The 14,075-nt window shown below is 50.1% G+C and carries 20 protein-coding genes and 3 tRNA genes; 11 read left to right on the top strand and 12 right to left on the bottom strand.

The features are described 5' to 3' along the window. Nucleotides 1-65: 65 nt before the first annotated feature. Together EA58_RS03510 and EA58_RS03505 are read right to left on the bottom strand one after the other, a co-directional pair. On the bottom strand, nucleotides 66-317 hold the full coding sequence (locus EA58_RS03510; RefSeq protein WP_036748960.1) for a hypothetical protein: 252 nt from the start codon (nucleotides 315-317) through the stop codon (nucleotides 66-68). Next, nucleotides 317-769, bottom strand: a complete 453-nt coding sequence (locus tag EA58_RS03505; RefSeq protein WP_036748958.1) for a YmfL family putative regulatory protein — start codon at nucleotides 767-769, stop codon at nucleotides 317-319. Before EA58_RS03505 ends, EA58_RS03510 begins: the two co-directional genes overlap by 1 nt. Nucleotides 770-1,060: 291 nt before the next feature. Between EA58_RS03505 and EA58_RS03500 the strand changes: the two genes are divergently transcribed. The 5 genes from EA58_RS03500 to EA58_RS03480 all read left to right on the top strand — a co-directional run bounded on the left by EA58_RS03500 (nucleotide 1,061) and on the right by EA58_RS03480 (nucleotide 3,597). Then, nucleotides 1,061-1,798, top strand: a complete 738-nt coding sequence (locus EA58_RS03500; protein ID WP_200872150.1) for a LexA family protein — start codon at nucleotides 1,061-1,063, stop codon at nucleotides 1,796-1,798. Nucleotides 1,799-1,938: 140 nt separating this feature from the next. Continuing rightward, nucleotides 1,939-2,133 carry a hypothetical protein gene (locus tag EA58_RS03495; RefSeq protein ID WP_036748957.1) on the top strand — a complete coding sequence of 65 codons (195 nt, stop codon included), beginning with the start codon at nucleotides 1,939-1,941 and terminating at the stop codon, nucleotides 2,131-2,133. Between the two features lie 8 nt (nucleotides 2,134-2,141). Next, the gene (locus EA58_RS03490) at nucleotides 2,142-2,348 is read left to right on the top strand and encodes a hypothetical protein (protein WP_036748956.1); all 207 of its coding nucleotides are present in this window, start codon (nucleotides 2,142-2,144) and stop codon (nucleotides 2,346-2,348) included. Nucleotides 2,349-2,360: 12 nt separating this feature from the next. Then, on the top strand, nucleotides 2,361-2,585 hold the full coding sequence (locus EA58_RS03485) for a DUF4224 domain-containing protein (RefSeq protein WP_036748955.1): 225 nt from the start codon (nucleotides 2,361-2,363) through the stop codon (nucleotides 2,583-2,585). Between the two features lie 28 nt (nucleotides 2,586-2,613). Continuing rightward, a complete protein-coding gene (locus EA58_RS03480) occupies nucleotides 2,614-3,597 on the top strand; it encodes a tyrosine-type recombinase/integrase (protein ID WP_051641879.1) in 984 nt (327 codons plus the stop codon). Between the two features lie 83 nt (nucleotides 3,598-3,680). Here EA58_RS03480 and EA58_RS03475 read toward each other — a convergent pair. The 3 genes from EA58_RS03475 to EA58_RS03465 all read right to left on the bottom strand — a co-directional run bounded on the left by EA58_RS03475 (nucleotide 3,681) and on the right by EA58_RS03465 (nucleotide 3,990). After that, nucleotides 3,681-3,767 (bottom strand) — tRNA-Leu (locus EA58_RS03475). A 70-nt stretch (nucleotides 3,768-3,837) separates the two neighbouring features. Further along, nucleotides 3,838-3,913, bottom strand: a tRNA-Gly gene (locus EA58_RS03470). Between the two features lie 3 nt (nucleotides 3,914-3,916). After that, a tRNA-Cys gene (locus tag EA58_RS03465) sits at nucleotides 3,917-3,990 on the bottom strand. A 411-nt stretch (nucleotides 3,991-4,401) separates the two neighbouring features. Between EA58_RS03465 and EA58_RS03460 the strand changes: the two genes are divergently transcribed. Further along, nucleotides 4,402-5,151, top strand: a complete 750-nt coding sequence (locus tag EA58_RS03460; RefSeq protein WP_152547924.1) for a bifunctional UDP-sugar hydrolase/5'-nucleotidase — start codon at nucleotides 4,402-4,404, stop codon at nucleotides 5,149-5,151. Nucleotides 5,152-5,156: 5 nt separating this feature from the next. Here the strand turns inward: EA58_RS03460 and EA58_RS03455 are convergent, their stop codons facing one another. The 3 genes from EA58_RS03455 to EA58_RS03445 form a co-directional block, all read right to left on the bottom strand. Beyond that, nucleotides 5,157-5,789, bottom strand: a complete 633-nt coding sequence (locus EA58_RS03455; RefSeq protein ID WP_036748952.1) for a bifunctional 4-hydroxy-2-oxoglutarate aldolase/2-dehydro-3-deoxy-phosphogluconate aldolase — start codon at nucleotides 5,787-5,789, stop codon at nucleotides 5,157-5,159. Between the two features lie 15 nt (nucleotides 5,790-5,804). Beyond that, nucleotides 5,805-6,698, bottom strand: a complete 894-nt coding sequence (locus EA58_RS03450; RefSeq protein ID WP_235199555.1) for a sugar kinase — start codon at nucleotides 6,696-6,698, stop codon at nucleotides 5,805-5,807. 288 nt (nucleotides 6,699-6,986) lie between these two features. Continuing rightward, complete coding sequence (locus EA58_RS03445; RefSeq protein WP_036748950.1) at nucleotides 6,987-7,901, bottom strand: LysR family transcriptional regulator; 915 nt, start codon at nucleotides 7,899-7,901, stop codon at nucleotides 6,987-6,989. A gap of 57 nt (nucleotides 7,902-7,958) precedes the next feature. Between EA58_RS03445 and EA58_RS03440 the strand changes: the two genes are divergently transcribed. The 3 genes from EA58_RS03440 to EA58_RS03430 all read left to right on the top strand — a co-directional run bounded on the left by EA58_RS03440 (nucleotide 7,959) and on the right by EA58_RS03430 (nucleotide 9,737). Beyond that, nucleotides 7,959-8,693, top strand: coding sequence for an alanyl-tRNA editing protein (locus EA58_RS03440; RefSeq protein ID WP_051641878.1), 735 nt, complete (start codon nucleotides 7,959-7,961; stop codon nucleotides 8,691-8,693). A 16-nt stretch (nucleotides 8,694-8,709) separates the two neighbouring features. Beyond that, a complete protein-coding gene (locus EA58_RS03435) occupies nucleotides 8,710-9,366 on the top strand; it encodes a LysE family translocator (RefSeq protein WP_235199545.1) in 657 nt (218 codons plus the stop codon). Between the two features lie 170 nt (nucleotides 9,367-9,536). Beyond that, on the top strand, nucleotides 9,537-9,737 hold the full coding sequence (locus EA58_RS03430; protein WP_036748949.1) for a hypothetical protein: 201 nt from the start codon (nucleotides 9,537-9,539) through the stop codon (nucleotides 9,735-9,737). A 58-nt stretch (nucleotides 9,738-9,795) separates the two neighbouring features. On the opposite strand, the gene EA58_RS03425 is transcribed toward EA58_RS03430, so the two are convergent. The 4 genes from EA58_RS03425 to amrS form a co-directional block, all read right to left on the bottom strand. Further along, nucleotides 9,796-10,485 (bottom strand): MOSC domain-containing protein, encoded by a 690-nt coding sequence (locus EA58_RS03425; RefSeq protein WP_235199544.1) that lies wholly within the window; start codon nucleotides 10,483-10,485, stop codon nucleotides 9,796-9,798. Then, nucleotides 10,482-10,934: an OsmC family protein gene (locus EA58_RS03420; RefSeq protein WP_036748948.1), complete on the bottom strand. Its 453-nt coding sequence runs from the start codon at nucleotides 10,932-10,934 to the stop codon at nucleotides 10,482-10,484. Before EA58_RS03420 ends, EA58_RS03425 begins: the two co-directional genes overlap by 4 nt. A 66-nt stretch (nucleotides 10,935-11,000) precedes the next feature. Further along, nucleotides 11,001-11,309 carry a glutaredoxin domain-containing protein gene (locus EA58_RS03415; protein WP_036749153.1) on the bottom strand — a complete coding sequence of 103 codons (309 nt, stop codon included), beginning with the start codon at nucleotides 11,307-11,309 and terminating at the stop codon, nucleotides 11,001-11,003. An 88-nt stretch (nucleotides 11,310-11,397) separates the two neighbouring features. Then, nucleotides 11,398-12,522, bottom strand: a complete 1,125-nt coding sequence (gene amrS, locus EA58_RS03410; protein ID WP_051641877.1) for an AmmeMemoRadiSam system radical SAM enzyme — start codon at nucleotides 12,520-12,522, stop codon at nucleotides 11,398-11,400. Between the two features lie 163 nt (nucleotides 12,523-12,685). On the opposite strand from amrS, the gene amrB reads away from it, so the two are divergent. Together amrB and amrA are read left to right on the top strand one after the other, a co-directional pair. After that, nucleotides 12,686-13,489, top strand: coding sequence for an AmmeMemoRadiSam system protein B (gene amrB, locus EA58_RS03405; RefSeq protein ID WP_036748946.1), 804 nt, complete (start codon nucleotides 12,686-12,688; stop codon nucleotides 13,487-13,489). Beyond that, nucleotides 13,443-14,057 carry an AmmeMemoRadiSam system protein A gene (gene amrA, locus EA58_RS03400; protein ID WP_036748944.1) on the top strand — a complete coding sequence of 205 codons (615 nt, stop codon included), beginning with the start codon at nucleotides 13,443-13,445 and terminating at the stop codon, nucleotides 14,055-14,057. Before amrB ends, amrA begins: the two co-directional genes overlap by 47 nt. Nucleotides 14,058-14,075 lie beyond the last annotated feature (18 nt).

Genomic DNA, 14,075 nt, shown 5'->3' with positions numbered 1-14,075 from the left:
CTTTTACTACCATGATGTAAACAAACTGGTGGCCCTCAATCCGGACCTTCAAATTGGCCTGTCGCTTACCTTGTGATATTCTTTTCATCAGTTTTGCCTCGCAGTGAAACTACCGGCTTCTTGCAGTTGCCGCTGCTTGAAGCCACCCCAATCTCTCCTTCAACGACGGCCAATTGACGTTCACATTTCTTCATCAGCAAACGCAGCTGCTCAGCTTCATAATCACGCGAACTCTGAAACTGCTTATCCATCACTCGAAGGCTGGATTGCGTCATTTGCGCGACCTGTTCGACGGTTACCCAAAACTGTCCATTCATTACACGTTCTCTCCGTATACGGCATCCAATGCATTCATCGAGGTCTCAAACACGGCCATATACTGGCGCTTAATCTCGGTGATCGCTTTGCGCTCTACTTTGTCGATCTTCCCATCCACCAGCGCTTCAGAGATCGTTTTATCCAGCAGACCCTTCACGCCATTCAGTTTCAGTTGCAGTTCAAACAGCTCTACATTGTCCAGGTCAGAAACATTTGGCATCTCAACCACCAAGTGCCCGGTTTGCATCGCGAAGAATTCAGCGACATATGGCGTGTTATCTAGGCTTGCGATCAACGCAAGCTCATCAACCGTGAAGAACCGGGAGCCCTTCTTTTCGTAAAGGTGGTTATTGAAGCTATCTACTGACATGCCCAGCATTGCTGCAACGGCTTCCCGTCCACCTGTCACGTTCTGAATTGACTTTGTGACCATCTCTTTCTTGTTCACCATTTCCTCCTGAGGTTGGTAGTTATGTTTAAGTGGCTTAGGTGAGAAGCTTTAATCACCGAGGAAGTTTGAGTAAGTCAGCTTTCTTATATTTTCCAGCAGACAAGGACTCGATCTGGCCTGCGTAATCAGTTTCTCCGGTGAAATCAGTACGAGGTAGACAACCTCGTTCACACCACTTGTAAACTGCTCGAACTGAAACACCACATTGCTCAGCAACTACCTGAAATCCAATTGAAGAAATAGCTTCTTTTAACATTTTTGACCTCAAAAAATGAACATTTGGTACATCTTATGACGGAACTGATAGTACATGCAAGTGGTTATAAAATTGAACCAATGGTTCAGAGTGAAAAGATGCGTGAAGAATTTTCCACAAGGCTTGCGCAGGCCTGTATTAAAGCTGGAATCGAAGAGCATGGAAGAGGGGTCATCATCGCTAAGCGATTGGGTGTCACCCCGAAAGCCGTAAGCAAGTGGTTAAACGCTGAGTCAATGCCAAGACGAGACAAAATGTCTGAACTTGCTTCATTCCTCGGTGTGGATCTCTATTGGCTGCAATTTGGTGATGAATCTCGAGATGCTTCTATTTCTAACGTTATCCCAGTTGTAGGAGTACCGACAGACTACCGTTCTGAATTTCCAGTCATAAGCTCAGTGGTTGCCGGAATGTGGACCGAAGCAATTGAACCTTACCATTTAGAAGAAATAGATACGTATTTGCCAACAACAGAACGAGTAAGCGAGCGTTCCTTTTGGTTGGAAGTAAAAGGCGATTCCATGACCTCAGGGTCTGGTATCAGCTTTCCTAGCGGGACAATGATCCTCGTTGACCCTGAAATCGAACCAGAAAGTGGCAAGCTCGTTGTGGCCAAGCTTACAGATGTAAATGAAGCCACATTCAAACAACTTATCATTGATGCGGGACAGAAGTTTCTCAAACCTCTCAACCCTTCCTACCCCATCATGCCAATCAACGGAAACTGCAAGATTATCGGTGTCGTAAAAGATGCGAAGTTGAAACTTTTCTAGTACCAAACTCTCAAAAATGAACCGCCACTCGGCGGTTTTTTTTCACCTCAAGAAAATAAATGAACTTTTAGTTCTTTACACAGACTGAACTTATGGTACATTTTTATTGTACTTTCAGATTGCATGTAAGGAGCACATTCATGAACAACCACGAAACCTTCATTGCCGATAACATCCGCAAAAAGCTACTGCTCGAAGGCTATAAATCCCATCAAATCGGGTTGGCCGTTGAAGCCGGCATCCGCCATTACCATTCAGGCAAAGCCAAAACTGGCCAGGTCTTCAAAGAGTGCCTGGACCATGCCCGTGCCTACCTGAAACGCAAAGCGGCATAAGCAGCACAATGGTAACGATATACGAAACACAGCACGGCGCTGTTACTGTCAGCGCCCCTTATTTCAGCTTCGTTCAATGCAGAGAAGTCATCAGCCTAACGCTAATCAAAGACGGGAACCAAGGCTGGGGTGTATCCAAAGAATTCCGGGCTGATACCGAAATATCACCTGAATTCTTCCAACTTTTCGCACTGGAAGCGAGCCGTTTACTCTGAGAGAGGCAGACAATGGAAGCTTTAACCAAAGAAGAGCTTTTTGAAGTTACCGGTTACCAGATCCCAAGCCAGCAGTACCGGGTACTGATCGATAGTGGTGTATTCGCAATATTCAAAAAGCCAACAAACTCGGTGTTTACCACCTGGCATCATGTTCTACACCCAAACGTTACGCCGATTAAAGTGGAATCAAAACATGATGATGAACCAGACTTTGGAGCACTGAGAAGTGCCTAGAACAAGAAAGAACAAAGAAGATAACTGGATGCCACCAAGAGTTTATCGCGGTCGTTCCGCTTTTGAGTGGCATCCAGCAAATGGTGGCTCTATTCGCTTATGTAGTTTGGATGCAAAGCAGTCTGAGGTTTGGCAGCAATACGAGCAAGCGGTCGCTGAATATGAAAAGCAAGAGACTACCAACGGCTTGATCCAGCGGTTCTTTGGCAGTGCCGACTTCAGAGAGCTTTCGAGAACGACGCAAAGTGATTACAGGAAATACGCGAATAAAATCATTCCTGTGTTCGGCAAAATGCTCCCGAGCACGATTCAGCCAGTACACATCAGAAAGTACATGGATATCCGCGGTGAGAAATCGAAAGTTCAGGCCAATCGAGAGAAAGCTTTTTTCTCTCGTGTTTTTCGCTGGGCATTTGAGCGCGGACTAGTTGAAAAAAACCCTTGCCAGGGCGTTCGGCAATTTAAAGAAAAACAGCGTGATGTATATATATCTGATGATGAGTATGAAGCAGTCTACGAACATGCATGCCCAGTGATAAGGGCGGCAATGGAAATAAGCTATCGATGTGCAGCCAGGCAAGGTGATGTATTAGCTTTAACGAAAAGCGAGTTGCGCGAAGAAGGCATTTATATCCAGCAGGGGAAAACAGGTGTGAAGCAAATTAAAGAGTGGTCGGCAGAATTGCACAAAGCAGTAAAGGAATGTGATGAAGCATTTGGAAATAACAGTATTTTTGTCATTCATCAAAAAAGTGGTAGCCGTTTTACTCGCGATGGATTTAATACCCGCTGGCGCAAAGCGAGAGCGCTCGCCAGAGAAGCAACCGGCTTAGCTTTAAACTTCACCTTTCATGATCTAAAAGCAAAAGGCATCAGCGATTATGAAGGTAGCTCAAAAGAGAAGCAGGCATTCTCCGGCCACAAAACTGAACGTCAGGTTGCCACCTATGATCGCAGGATTAAGGTCGTCAAAACCATTAGCAAAGCTAATGCGTCAGAGAAAAATGACTGAAAAATATTAGGAAAAGATATTAGGAAAACATTAGGAAAAGAAAAACGGCTTACAAGTGTTAGCCTGTAAGCCGTTGATTTTGATGGTGCCCCGGGCCGGACTTGAACCGGCACAACGCGAACGTCGAGGGATTTTAAATCCCTTGTGTCTACCAATTCCACCACCAGGGCACGCAATTCTGGATTGCGATGGGTTAGACACCATCTTTGTACCGACATATGAATCGATACACACAAAATTTGGAGCGACACACGAGGTTCGAACTCGTGACCTCAACCTTGGCAAGGTTGCGCTCTACCAACTGAGCTAGTGTCGCAAATGGAGGCGCGTCCCGGAGTCGAACCGAGGTCCACGGATTTGCAATCCGCTGCATAGCCACTCTGCCAACGCGCCTTCAACAATCAACCACTTGGGTTGTTGTTCTGGATTTCACCATGACCGCTTCGTCGTTACCCTCCGTTGCGGTACGGGATGCATTCTACGCAAAGGTGAGATCGAGTCAACAGCAAAATTCATCAATTTGAACTGAGTGATTGTTTTGCATCCAAAACAGGTCATTCTTCTCATTTTTTGCACATCAGCGAATGCTGAACGACTGACTTTTTATCGTGATGTGAGGGAGTTAGCACGTTTCATTCGCTGAACGCGGTCGTGATTTTTAAAAAGAAAGTGGGATTTTTCCGTTTCGTCGGGCCTGGAATTCTGTCAGAGACTTGTCATCTTCAGGCAAAAAGCACAGAATGGCGACCCAGATCACATTTTAAGCTTGTTATGTGCCGTTTCAGTTTCTGTGTCCCAGTCGTGATGTCTTGTTTACTCGCTGCCTGTTCGCCAGCCGAGCATGCTGAAGCACATCTACACGTTCGATTTCTGACACATCTCCCACCTTCTCCCGGCAAAGCTGATCTGGATGTTGTCGCCCTGCCCCCACAAGAAGGAATAACCTTTTATTCAGCGCAAAATCCCAAAGTGGAAAGCCAGCCCTTTTCCTATGTCACGGCCATCACGCCCGAGACAAAGCTCTACAGTGATTCTGCCAGCCTGCTGCCTCAGGCCAGTTATCCGGTGTTGGCGAGCAATATCGATTTCGGCCTTCGCAAAAATGGGGATGAAGTATACAGCTACAACAGCTATAAAGGCCGGGCAGACGCTTTCATTCGCTGGTATGGCAGCAGTCGGGTCGCTTTTCTGGCGCTGATTAACCCTTATCCGGGGAACGAGGGGCTGCACGAACGGGATCTGACCCTGCTCCGAAACAGTGTGGATCGGCTTCAGGAGAAAGGCATCCGGAATATCGTGTTGCTGAGTCAGTATCCAACCCGTTTTTCACCAGAGTTGTTAAAAACCATTCGAGGCGTGGATGTGGTGATCAGTGCCGGCCAGCAGACTCAAACGACAGTGGCAAGCAAACGCTGTATCGCCGAATTTAGCCAGACCAAACCCGATCAATTGACCCTGATATTTGATCCGAAAGGACAGATCAACACCTGCAGTTTTCCGAATGAAAAAAGCCGCTTCAACACTGAAGCGGCCATAACCCCTAAAGGGCTCTGAAAGCGTCAGTCGCGAACCAGTGCCACCGCTTCACGCACCAGACGACCAACTTCTTCCCAGTCGCCGTTATCAATCAGTTGTGGTGCCACCATCCAGGTGCCGCCACAGCACAGCACGCGCTCTACCGCCAGATAGTCACGAATATTCGCTTTGCCAATCCCCCCGGTCGGCATCAGGCTGACATCCACATAAGGTGCCAGCAGCGATTTCACCATGTTGAGACCGCCAGACGCTTCCGCCGGGAAGAACTTCAGGAAATTCAGACCCAGTTCTAAAGCCTGCTCAATCTGGCTGGGATTATTCACGCCCGGCACCACCACAATCCCTTTTTCCTGACAGTAACGCACTGTATTCGGATTCAGGCCCGGTGCCACAATAAACTCAGCACCGGCGGCCTGTGCGCGATCCACTTGCTCAGCATTGAGCACCGTGCCCGCACCGATGCACAAAGTCGGACAGGCTTCCCGCATCAGGCGGATGGCTTCGGCTGCTGCATCGGTACGGAAGGTGACTTCTGCAACCGGCAGGCCATTCTCCACCAGCGTTTTCGCCAGCGGCACCGCCTGTTCCACACGGTTAATTTGAATCACCGGAATCACTTTGAATTGTTTTAGCTTCTCGATCAGGGATTGAGACATGAACTTCTAACTCCTTTACATCATCTCTGTCATTGCCTCGGGCGGGATAATTGCGCCCGGGTGTTGAATCACAATCGCAGCCAGTTGGTGGCCAAGTTCTGCAGACGCCGTTGCCGTTTCGCCACTTAACCGACCCGCTAGATAGCCGGCAGCAAATGAATCACCGGCGGCGCAAGTGTCTATCACAGTCTGAACCGGGTTGGCAGCCACTTCGCTGGTCACCGGATGTTCAGACTGTAAATCCGTCGCGACCAGACAAGGCTGGCTGCCACGCTTAATCACCACCTCATCACTGCCATAATCGCGACAGCGTTCAATCACATCACCTTCGCCCCACACTTTCTGGTCGTCATCTTCGGTGATCAGGGCGATATCCACAAATGGCAGCACTTGCTTATACCAGTATTGGGCCTGCTTTGCGGTCCAGAGCTGCGGGCGAAAATTATTGTCAAACACGACTTTACCCCCCGCCGCTTTGTGTTTTACCAGCAAAGTAATCAGAATGGCTTTGGCATCTTCCGCCAGAATCGCCAGACTGATGCCACTGATGTACAGTACATCAAACTCATTGTTATCAATGGCCTGTTCAAGCGGGGTGACGCCGGTTGCGAAATAAAACTTTGCGGCACTGTCATTGCGCCAGTAATGAAAATGGCGTTCACCACTGGGCTCGGTTTCCACCAGATAGAGTCCGGGAAGTTTCTCGTCCAGGCGACGAACCAGACGCGTATCGATGTATTCTTCCTGCCAGGCCGTCAGCATATCCTGGCTGATATTGTCTTTTCCCAGCGCCGTCGCGTAACTGACATCCAACCGGCGTGAACGTCCGAGCCGGGACAAATACAATGCCGTATTTAAGGTATCACCACCAAAGGTACGACGTAATGGCTGACCGCTCAGCTCGACCATACATTCACCAAAAAATGCAATTTTCACCGCGCTACCTTTCTTTTTTGGTCTATTTCTAAAAGCCTAATTCATGATGCAGGCCTTGGTTCATCACAAAGACCTGCATTTTCACGAGTTTTAGCGATTTATTTCGCGCAGCTTGCCTCTGTACTGATGTCCTTCTGAACAGTGTTTTCCATCGCTTCACGTTCGGCATCCAAGATTGATCAGTGGCGCTATCTCTGGGTGTCCGGTGACACAGATACAGTTGTCTCTTTTGTAGATTCCCGCCTTGACTTCAAGCCCAGTTCACGACTTGCCTAATTTGCCGACAATATAGTCTGCAAACAAACTCACTTTGGCCGGAATATGACGCGTCGCCGGGTATAACATCCATAAATCACCGGTATAGGCCGTTTCAAATTCCCATTCGGGGAGCACCTGAACAATCTTGCCTTCCGCAATCGCGCCTTCGGCAACAAACACAGGTAAGCTGGCAATGCCGATTCCCTGCTCCGCGGCTTCAAGACGAACGCGTGAATGATTTGCCCGGTAACGACCGGTCACCGGCACCGTGATTTTGTTGCTTCCTTTGCGGAACCGCCATTTCGAATCCGCTTCATTCTCTCCCAGCGAAATACAGCTGTGACCGGTTAATTCTTTCGGGTGTACGGGGATTCCCTTGCGAGCCAGATATTCCGGCGATGCGCAGAGCACATGGTCAATCGGCATCAGGCTCCGCCCGATTAACCCCTGTGGAGGTTGCCGGGTGATCCGGAACAAAATATCAATTTCCTGCTCTATCAGATCCAGCGCCTGATCGTCGAGCACCAGATGCACATCAATCGCCGGATACAACCGAAGAAACTCAGCAACATAAGGATGAATCAGCGAGTGCGCCACCGCTTTCGGCGCAGCGACCTTGACGACACCCCGGGCTGAACTATCCTGACTTTCACAGAGCGAAACCACTTCTCGGGCGGCTTCATCGAGTTGAAGACAGCGCTCATAAACGGTTCTGCCTGTTTCACTCAGACGCAGTTTCCGGGTCGTTCGCTGTAACAGACACACCCCGAGTTGCTGTTCAAGCTGCTTGATGGTCCGACTGACCGCAGAAGGTGACACCCCCAGCAATCTTGCCGACTCTGAAAAGCTGCCGGTTTTCACGACGGAGACAAAAATGGCCATGTCCTGCATCAGACCAATGTGTTTATTGCTGCTCATGCGATCTCTGATTCGTGCGTTTCACGCAAAAGTTATTTGAATTGATGATGGATTATCATGCACCGCGCCGGTGATTACAATGTTGCCTATCTCACCAATCCCGGCATTACACGGAAAGCGTTCATGGCATCAATGATGGCAACACAAGCGTTATACCTCAGCACCAATCAACTCTATTGTGAGGCTGAACTTCTTGCCTGTTTTCAGGAAGATGGACAATGGATTGCCGTGTTGGATAAAACCGTCTTTCATCCGCAGGATGAAGGCCAGCCCGGTGATACCGGCCGTATCCTGACCCATTGCGGAGAGCGGGCGCAGGTGTTGCACACCCGGAAAGTCGGTGATGAGATTCAACATATTCTTGATCATCCCCTGCCAACCGGCATGACCACCATGGCGCTGGACAAAGAAGCCCGGCAACTGCACAGCTGCCTGCACAGCCTGGGACATCTGATCGGAACCATTGGCCTGCAAAATGGCTGGCAACCCATCAGGGCAAATCACTGGCCGAACACCTGTCATGTTGAATTCGCCCCCAAGACGCATGTCGTGGAGTTGGATGAGCAGACCATTGCGCAGCATCTGAGCCGGTTAATCGCAGCCGGACTCCCGGTTCAAATCAGTCTGGATCAGACGGGAACACGCCGGGTCGGATTCGGCGATCTCTCCGCCTTGCCTTGTGTCGGCACGCATATCAGTAATACCCGTGAGCTGCCAGCCAATATCCGGATTTCGACCCGGCTGCAACAAGGAAATCTCCAGGTGCGCTACCACATACCAGAAGCGGCCTGAACCCATAAGGATATCAATGATGATCAATGCATACTGGCCAGAATTTCTCTCTCTGGCACTGATCCACTTTATGGCCGTTGTTGCACCCGGCCCTGATTTTGTCGTCACCGTCAGGCAAAGCCTGAAATTTGGCCGGACTCATGGCGTCATGACGGCACTGGGCATCGGTTTCGGATTGGGCATTCATGTGCTGTATACCCTGCTGGGTGTCAGTGCGCTCATGCACACCTCCGAATGGCTGCTCACCGCAGCCAAAGTGCTCGGGGCAATCTATCTGGTTTATCTGGGCGTGCAGCTTTGCCGCAGCAAACCAGCGAAGCACAATGAGTCAGCCACTGCAACCAATACAGAAGAACATCCGGACACACCCATTGAGTCACAGTCACTGAAGCGTGCATTCAGTATCGGGTTTCTGACCAATGCCACCAACCCGAAAGCCACCCTGTTTTTCCTGGCCGTCATGACCAATGTCGTCAGTATTGATACCCCAATGACAGTACAGATGTTTTATGGTGCCTGGATGTGCTCGGTGAATGCCCTGTGGTTCACGCTGGTCAGTCTGGTATTTTCTGCCGAAAAGGCCCGTTGTTGGTTCCAGCGGCAAATGCATCTGATCGAACGTTCACTGGGTGTGGTCCTGATCGCTTTTGCAGCAAGGCTAGCCTTCGTCTGATTCGTCCGTCATCTTTGATTACACCCTCCGGGATTACAGCACACCTCAGAAGGTGTATGATTCGCCCCGCATTCAAGACGTGCAGGTCTGTCCATTCCCCCGGACAGGCCCATTCAGTAATAAGCACGCGATACGCAAATTGATAGGGTAAGTCCAAAAAGAGGATTGATATGGAATTGATGGATTTTGTTTCGGCTATCCTGTTTAGCCTGGGTGTCTTAGCCGTTGCACTGGCGGGTGGCTGCATCTTCAGTATGCTGACGGTCAAAAAAGAAGATGTTGAATGCGTGGTTGAAAAACGCATTGAATATGGTGTGTTCGGTGGTGCCTGTCTCGCGATTGCCGGTCTGATTGGCTACGCGTTATCCTAAGCTGACTGCAAACACATTCCTGAATCAACGGGCCATCATTCGGCCCGTTTTGTTTGCTTCAGGCTTTTCCTTTCAGGCGGAATTGCCAGTTTTCCAGTTCGCCCGTTTCCAGACGCTTACCAATCGTGCCCCGCCATTTCTCTGATAATGCGCGACATGACTGCAACAGACGCAACTTGTCCACATTCATCGGATCATTGAAATACCAGTCCAGTACCTGTTTGACCGTAAAGCGCTCATCCCCGGCCTGAATCAGTACCAAAGGCTCCTCAGCACTGACATAACCGGGCTGAATTACACGGTATAGCCAGCCACAGCGACCCGATGTCTGCATCACTTCAGAAAAGCCCTGAAGATCCCAGCGCGCATTCATTTTAAAACAGGGCGAACGAGGCTGGCTGATTTCGATGATGGCTTCCCCCCAGCGATAGCGATCGCCGATGCGAACATTGTCTTCCGTCATCCCCAGCGAACTGAGGTTTTCACCCATACTCGGAGACACCCACTCGCGCTCAGGATATTGCTGCTGCCAGAACGCATAATGCTCCTGCGGATACTGATGCAGTGCTCTTTCCTTCCCACCGTGGAATCTCACTTCAGCACATTCATCCTCGGCCAGCCCAGTCTCAGACAAATACATCTGACCCATGACCGGTTGTTTGACCATCGCGGTTGTGATGCCGAAATGCTGCGCCACTTTCCCTGCATACAGCCCCTGTAACAATAGGCTTGTTTCTGGATTGATCAATGCTCGAACTCCTTACCATCTAAACGAACCGTCACATTTAAACTGTTCGCAATAAAACAATTCGCGTGAGCTTTCTGGTGCATTTTTTCCAGCACCTCTGGGGAGACTTCAATCCCTGCTGCAAAAGTGATCTGGGGGTTCAGGTCAATCACAGCCACTTTGGTTTTGCCGGCCTCATTCTGCCCCAGCTCTGCGGTCACGCTATCCTGATAACTGGCAACCGGCAGACGCTTCAGATGCGCAATTGCCAGAAACGTCAGCATATGACAGGAAGACAAGGCCGACATCAGGCTTTCTTCCGGATTGATTTTATCGGCACTGCCCTGGTATTCCGGTGCAGATGAGCCCTGAACCTGCTGACCGCTGCCGAAATGAATTTGATGATCCCGGCTGAATGCTTCTCCGGGCTGACTGTTGCCTTGCCAGATCACTTTTACATGGAAGCTCATTTCTGTCGTCTCCTTACTAAAAAGATCATCAATAAAGAAAAAGGCCCCCGCCGGGAGCCTTTTTCATCACAATTCGAAATCACTGAGCGCGTCGTGATCAACCTGCCGCTCCAAGAAAGCGACCAGGTCATCATGCCCCCCGATATACCGGCCATCCAGAATAATTTGCGGCACCGTGCGTACTGTGGTGTTGGCCACCTGCTCAATGAAAGCAACCATCTCGGTTTTTTCCAGATCCTGACCCAGCACCAGTGTCGTATAGTCTGTCCCACGCCCGTCAAGGATTGCTTTCGCTCTCACGCAGTAAGGGCAGTTAGGCTGAGTAATCACCAGATTCTGAAACTGATGCAATGCTTCGATAGTCATGTGGGACATTCTCTGTTGGCTTTTCGGAAAGCGGTAAGATAAAGCAAAGCTGCAACAGAGTAAAACCCAATTGACGAACTTGTCGGTTTTAACGTCATCAGGCACTGATCCGAATCGGAATCCGTCTGCGTCCAAAACTTTCACCGGGCGTGGTAAACCGTCCGGCAAGCTGGTAACCACAGTGCTGACAGCAGCCTTTGTCGGTCAGTTCATAATCCCCCAGCGCATACCAGTTGCGTGTAATCACCCGGGTTCCGCAGCCAGGGCAATAGGTACTGTCGCCAGCTTCATCAAAAATATTCCCGACGTAGACATAATTCAGACCGGCATCCAGCGCAATCTGTCTCGCCCGTTTGACGGTTGCCGGCGGCGTCGGCGGGGTATCCATCATTTTAAAATCCGGATGAAACGCGCTGAAATGCAGCGGGATATCTGGGCCGAGATTGTCCATGATCCAGCGTGACATGGCTTCGATTTCAGCCGGACTGTCATTTTCACCCGGGATCAGCAGTGTCGTGATTTCAAACCACACCCGGGTTTCATGCCTCAGATACAACAAAGTATCCAGCACCGGGGCCAGATGCCCGCTGCAAATCTTGTGATAGAAGTGCTCTGTAAACGCTTTCAGGTCGATATTCGCCGCGTCCATTTTCTGATAAAACACCTGTCGCGGCGCATCACAGATATAACCGGCACTCACGGCCACACTATGAATCCCGTGCGCGTGACAGGCATCGGCGCAGTCCATCGCATATTCCATGAAAATCACCGGATCGTTATAGGTAAAGGCAATCGAATCGCAGCCATGCTGTTGCGCTGCCCGGGCAATTTGCTCAGGCATCGCCGTTGACCCTAAGGTATCGATTTCACGCGATTTGCTAATACTCCAGTTCTGGCAGAATTTACAGCCCAGATTACACCCGGCCGTCCCGAAAGATAAAACCGAGCTGCCCGGATAAAAATGGTTCAGGGGCTTTTTCTCAATCGGATCGATACAGAAGCCACTGGAACGGCCGTAACTCGTCAGCACAATCTGGCCATGCTCCGCCATTCGTACAAAGCAGGCGCCTCGCTTACCCTCACGAAGCCCGCAATGCCTTGGACAGACATCGCACACCACCCGGCCGTCATCTAACTGATGCCAGTACTGGGTTGGCCAGCGTTCCGGAGGGCATGTTTCTGCAGCATGCTGATCGCGTCGTATCGGATGAGACTGAGCCATGGAAATGCTCCACGAAATTAATCCTTTCTATACTTAAATATAGTTGGTCACCGCCAGAACCCACGTGATGTCTGATGCACGTTCGATGGCATGACCGGATCAACTCGTACAGATCTGTTCAGGAAACTGTTCAGGGACCTGTTCGAAGATAGAGGACCAGACGATGACCATTCGTGTCCCTGCCGTCGCCGGTCGGTTTTATCAGGCTTCGCCGTTTGAACTGAGCAAACTGCTCAGTCAATGGCTGATCACCCCAGACAAAACCACAGCATTGCCCAGAGCACTGATCGTGCCGCATGCGGGATATATATTCTCCGGCAAAGTCGCTGCCAGGGCTTACCGATGGCTGAAAAGAACCGGGCATTTGTATCAGAAAGTCATTCTGATTGGCCCCAGTCATTATTATGCCTTTGAAGGCTGCGCCCTACCCAGTGTTCAGTATTTCGCCACACCGTTAGGCCATGTCCAGATAGACGTGACGTCTGTTGAAAAATTGTCACATTTCGATGATATTGTTATTTCAGATCATATTCACGAGCTGGAACATTGCCTGGAAGTGCAATTGCCTTTCCTTCAGAGTTGCCTGCCAGAATTTACCCTGCTGCCGATCCTCACTGGTGATATTTCCCCAATACGACTGGCAGAAATCTTGGATACCTTGTGGCAGAACAACACGCTGCTGGTGATTAGTAGCGATCTGAGCCATTACCACCCCTATGCAGATGCACAGGATATCGATCACCGAACTCTGAAAGTGATTGAAAAGTTCGATCCGTCGTTAACGCCTCAGCAAGCCTGTGGCGCAACCGGGATCAACACCTTGTTATTACTGGCGAAGCAAAGAGGCTATGATTTAAAACAAGTTGAATATAAAAACTCCGGCGACATGGCGGCCGGAGATAAGGAGAGAGTCGTTGGATATGTCAGTTACCTCGTGTCTGCCCCCGGAGAAGCCAGCCCTGAATAAGGGAGAAATGACGCAACTGCTGGATATTGCCCGAGAGGCCATCCGCAGCCATTTTTCCGATGATCTGCCGCTTCCGCCGCAACTGGATTTGTATCACCGCAAGCTACGCGCCAAAGGTGCCTGCTTTGTCACCCTTGAAGTGGATGGCACACTTCAGGGCTGCCTGGGCACCGTCACAGCCAACGAGCCGCTGGTCATTGAAGTCCATAACAAAGCCAGAGACAGTGCCTATCAGGACAGACGCTTCATGCCGCTCACCGAAGAGCAGCTGGATAGCCTGACGATTGAGATCTCAGTGCTCTCAGAGCCAAAGCTCCTTTCTGTCAACTCGGAAGAAGAACTGCTGGCCTATCTTGAGCAACACAAGGTCGGCGTCATTCTGACCGAACATTATTCGCAAGCCGTGTTTCTGCCGCAGGTCTGGGAGAAACTGCCCAACCCAGCTGCCTTCATCAAAGCACTGAAACAAAAGGCAGGCTGGCCAATGAACCACTGGTCTCCCAATGTCCGGGTAAAAACCTTTACGATAACCCAGATGAAAGGGAAGTATTTTACGCCTTTGGCTTAAATCACCATCTGGCATCCC

The organism is Photobacterium galatheae (assembly GCF_000695255.1).
In the GTDB taxonomy this organism is placed as follows: domain Bacteria; phylum Pseudomonadota; class Gammaproteobacteria; order Enterobacterales; family Vibrionaceae; genus Photobacterium; species Photobacterium galatheae.
Note: the sequence above shows the minus strand (reverse complement) of the source record. Positions and strands in the feature narration are given on the sequence as shown.

Coding starts and splice junctions, on each gene's coding strand:
- EA58_RS03510 (WP_036748960.1), bottom strand. CDS start 317: ATGAATGGACAGTTTTGGGTAACCGTCGAACAGGTCGCGCAAATGACG.
- EA58_RS03505 (WP_036748958.1), bottom strand. CDS start 769: ATGGTGAACAAGAAAGAGATGGTCACAAAGTCAATTCAGAACGTGACA.
- EA58_RS03500 (WP_200872150.1), top strand. CDS start 1,061: ATGACGGAACTGATAGTACATGCAAGTGGTTATAAAATTGAACCAATG.
- EA58_RS03495 (WP_036748957.1), top strand. CDS start 1,939: ATGAACAACCACGAAACCTTCATTGCCGATAACATCCGCAAAAAGCTA.
- EA58_RS03490 (WP_036748956.1), top strand. CDS start 2,142: ATGGTAACGATATACGAAACACAGCACGGCGCTGTTACTGTCAGCGCC.
- EA58_RS03485 (WP_036748955.1), top strand. CDS start 2,361: ATGGAAGCTTTAACCAAAGAAGAGCTTTTTGAAGTTACCGGTTACCAG.
- EA58_RS03480 (WP_051641879.1), top strand. CDS start 2,614: ATGCCACCAAGAGTTTATCGCGGTCGTTCCGCTTTTGAGTGGCATCCA.
- EA58_RS03460 (WP_152547924.1), top strand. CDS start 4,402: ATGTCTTGTTTACTCGCTGCCTGTTCGCCAGCCGAGCATGCTGAAGCA.
- EA58_RS03455 (WP_036748952.1), bottom strand. CDS start 5,789: ATGTCTCAATCCCTGATCGAGAAGCTAAAACAATTCAAAGTGATTCCG.
- EA58_RS03450 (WP_235199555.1), bottom strand. CDS start 6,698: ATGGTCGAGCTGAGCGGTCAGCCATTACGTCGTACCTTTGGTGGTGAT.
- EA58_RS03445 (WP_036748950.1), bottom strand. CDS start 7,901: ATGAGCAGCAATAAACACATTGGTCTGATGCAGGACATGGCCATTTTT.
- EA58_RS03440 (WP_051641878.1), top strand. CDS start 7,959: ATGCACCGCGCCGGTGATTACAATGTTGCCTATCTCACCAATCCCGGC.
- EA58_RS03435 (WP_235199545.1), top strand. CDS start 8,710: ATGATGATCAATGCATACTGGCCAGAATTTCTCTCTCTGGCACTGATC.
- EA58_RS03430 (WP_036748949.1), top strand. CDS start 9,537: ATGGAATTGATGGATTTTGTTTCGGCTATCCTGTTTAGCCTGGGTGTC.
- EA58_RS03420 (WP_036748948.1), bottom strand. CDS start 10,934: ATGAGCTTCCATGTAAAAGTGATCTGGCAAGGCAACAGTCAGCCCGGA.
- EA58_RS03415 (WP_036749153.1), bottom strand. CDS start 11,309: ATGTCCCACATGACTATCGAAGCATTGCATCAGTTTCAGAATCTGGTG.
- amrS (WP_051641877.1), bottom strand. CDS start 12,522: ATGGCTCAGTCTCATCCGATACGACGCGATCAGCATGCTGCAGAAACA.
- amrB (WP_036748946.1), top strand. CDS start 12,686: ATGACCATTCGTGTCCCTGCCGTCGCCGGTCGGTTTTATCAGGCTTCG.
- amrA (WP_036748944.1), top strand. CDS start 13,443: ATGTCAGTTACCTCGTGTCTGCCCCCGGAGAAGCCAGCCCTGAATAAG.